The organism is Streptomyces sparsus (assembly GCF_054776295.1).
Genome location: NZ_BAAHCA010000588.1, coordinates 1 through 3,127, shown reverse-complemented (window position 1 = coordinate 3,127; position 3,127 = coordinate 1). Strand labels below are relative to the sequence as shown.

Below are 3,127 nucleotides of genomic sequence, written 5' to 3'. Positions count from 1 at the left end.
GCCGGCGCACGCCGTGCGGGACGGCCTGCGGTCCTTCCAGCCGGACGCCCACCGCATCGCGCGGGTGGCCGAGATGGCCGGCGTCACCTGGGTCAACGACTCCAAGGCCACCAACACGCACGCCGCGCAGGCGTCGCTGGCCGCCTACGACCCGATCGTGTGGATCGCCGGCGGCCTGGCGAAGGGCGCCACCTTCGACGAACTGGTGGCGGCCTCCGCGGCCCGGCTGCGCGGGGTGGTGCTGCTGGGCGCCGACCGCGCGCTGATCCGCGAAGCACTGACCCGACACGCCCCGGATGTGCCGGTCGTCGACCTGGACCGGACGGACACTGGGGCGATGGCCGCGGCGGTTCGCGCCGCGGCCGAACTGGCCCGCCCCGGCGACACCGTGCTGATGGCCCCGGCCTGCGCCTCGATGGACATGTTCACCCACTACGGGCGGCGCGGCGAGGCGTTCGCCGCCGCCGTGCACGAGTTGGCGGCCGGACGGGCGGCCGACGAGGAGTGACCCGGCGGCCCCCGTCCCGGGGTCGCGGGCGCGGTGGCGAGCAAGGGGACGGGAGCAGATGACGGCGGACAACCGGCTCAGCCAGCGGGCGCGTGCGGTGCGTGAGCCGCGTCCGCGATCCTCCGGCGGCTCCCGCCGCCCACCCGCCTCCACACCGCCGACGGAAGGCGTGCGCAGGCTCTACGAGCAGGTGAGACGGGCCTGGGACCGCCCGCTGACGGCCTACTACCTCATTCTCGGGGGCAGCCTGCTGATCACGCTGCTGGGCCTGGTGATGGTCTTCTCGTCCTCCCAGATCCAGGCGCTGCGCTACGACCTGCCCGCCACGTACTACTTCCGCAAGCAGCTCGTCGCGGCGGCGCTCGGCACGATCCTGCTGCTGATCGCCTCCCGGATCCCGCTGAAGCTGCTGCGGGCGCTGTCCTATCCGATGCTGGCCGTCTCGCTGTTCCTGCTGCTGCTGGTCCAGGTCCCCGGCGTCGGCGTCGAGGTCAACGGCAGCACCAACTGGATCAAGATCGGCGGCCCGTTCCTGCTCCAGCCGAGCGAGTTCGCCAAGCTGTCGATGCTGGTCTGGGGTGCCGACCTGCTCGCCCGCAAGGGCGACAAGCGGCTGCTGACCCAGTGGAAGCACCTGCTGGTCCCGCTCGTGCCGGGCGTGCTGGTGGTCTGCGCACTGGTCATGGCCGGCGGCGACATGGGCACCGTGATGATCCTCGTCGGGATCCTCTTCGGCCTGCTGTGGCTCGCCGGCGCCCCCGTCCGGCTGTTCGTCTCGGCGCTGGCGGTGACGGCGGTGACCGGCGCCGTCTTCATCCTCACCAGCCCGCACCGGATGAGCCGGCTCGCCTGCCTGGGCGCGACCGAACCCGGCGTTAACGACCAGTGCTGGCAGGCCCTGCACGGGATCTACGCACTCGCCTCCGGCGGCTGGTTCGGTTCCGGGCTGGGCGCCAGTGTGGAGAAATGGGGCGAACTGCCCGAGCCCCACACGGACTTCATCTTCGCCATCACGGGTGAGGAACTGGGCCTGGCGGGCACGCTGTCGGTCGTCACCCTCTTCGCGGCTCTAGGCTATGCGGGTATCCGCGTGGCCGGACGCACGGAGGACCCCTTCGTCAGGTACGCCGCGGGAGGGGTGACCGCCTGGATCATGACCCAGGTGATCATCAACATCGGTGCCGTACTCGGGCTGCTGCCCATCGCCGGTGTCCCCCTTCCGCTGTTCTCCTACGGGGGTTCCGCCCTGCTGCCGACGATGTTCGCCATCGGGTTGCTGATCGCCTTCGCGCGCAACGACCCCGCCGCACGCGCGGCACTGGCCATGCGGCAGCCTGGTGTCCGCAAGACGCTGGCTGGGGTGAGACGTAAGACGATGAGACGGCCCGTCAGAAGGCGGCCGTCCGGAGAGCGGTGAAATTCGGTGCATGTCGTACTCGCCGGTGGGGGGACCGCCGGCCACATCGAGCCCGCGCTCGCCCTCGCGGACGCCCTGCGCAGGCAGGACCCGTCCGTGGGGATCACAGCACTCGGCACGGAACGGGGCCTGGAGACCAGGCTGGTCCCGGAACGGGGCTACTCCCTGGAACTGATTCCGGCCGTTCCACTGCCGCGCAAGCCCACACCCGAGCTGATCACGGTGCCCGGCCGGCTGCGCGGCACGATCAAGGCGACCGAGCAGATCCTCGAACGCACCAAGGCCGACTGTGTGGTGGGCTTCGGAGGTTACGTCGCGCTGCCCGCCTACCTGGCGGCCAAGCGCCTCGGGGTGCCGATCGTGGTCCACGAGGCCAACGCCCGGCCCGGACTGGCGAACAAGATCGGCTCGCGCTACACCCGGCACGTCGCTGTGTCCACACCGGACAGCAAGCTGCGCCACGCCCGGTACGTCGGCATCCCGTTGCGCCGCTCCATCGCCACGCTCGACCGGTCCGCGGTGCGCGCCGAGGCGCGGGCGGCGTTCGGACTCGACGCCAACCTGCCGACGCTGCTGGTGTCCGGTGGTTCGCAGGGCGCCCGGCGGCTCAACGAGGTCGTGCAGGCCGTCGCGCCGACGCTCCAGCGTTCGGGGGTGCAGATCCTGCACGCGGTCGGCCCCAAGAACGAATTGCCGCAAACGGACAACATGCCGGGAATGCCGCCCTATCTACCGGTACCGTATCTGGACCGGATGGACCTCGCCTACGCCGCGGCGGACATGATGCTCTGCCGTGCCGGTGCGATGACCGTCGCCGAACTCTCCGCCGTCGGACTGCCGGCCGCCTACGTCCCGCTGCCCATCGGCAACGGCGAACAGCGGCTCAACGCCCAGCCGGTGGTGAAGGCGGGCGGCGGACTGCTCGTCGACGACGCGGAGCTGACGCCGGAGTGGATCCAGGCACACGTCCTGCCGGTCCTCACCGACGCGCACCGGCTGTACGACATGGCACGCGCCGCGGCCGAGTTCGGCCGTCCGGACGCCGACGAACTGCTCGTCGGCATCGTGAGGGAAGCGATCGCGGCCCGCCGGCAGGGCTGAACCGGCGGGCGGGCCGAAGGAAGCGGGACAGCGTGGGCGCGGCAGCTTCAGGGACGACCACCGCCGAGGACCGGGTCGGCCGCGGCGGTGCGCGGGACACC

General features: G+C 71.7%; 3 protein-coding genes. All 3 read left to right on the top strand.

What is annotated here, in order from left to right:
- A partial coding sequence (locus ACYVE9_RS20650; RefSeq protein ID WP_461029378.1) for a glutamate ligase domain-containing protein occupies positions 1-508 on the top strand: 508 nt, incomplete at its 5' end.
- A 58-nt stretch (positions 509-566) separates the two neighbouring features.
- Positions 567-1,925 (top strand): putative lipid II flippase FtsW, encoded by a 1,359-nt coding sequence (gene ftsW / locus ACYVE9_RS20645; RefSeq protein WP_461029377.1) that lies wholly within the window; start codon positions 567-569, stop codon positions 1,923-1,925.
- A 6-nt stretch (positions 1,926-1,931) separates the two neighbouring features.
- On the top strand, positions 1,932-3,026 hold the full coding sequence (murG, locus tag ACYVE9_RS20640) for an undecaprenyldiphospho-muramoylpentapeptide beta-N-acetylglucosaminyltransferase (protein ID WP_461029376.1): 1,095 nt from the start codon (positions 1,932-1,934) through the stop codon (positions 3,024-3,026).
- The last annotated feature ends 101 nt before the right edge of the window (positions 3,027-3,127 follow it).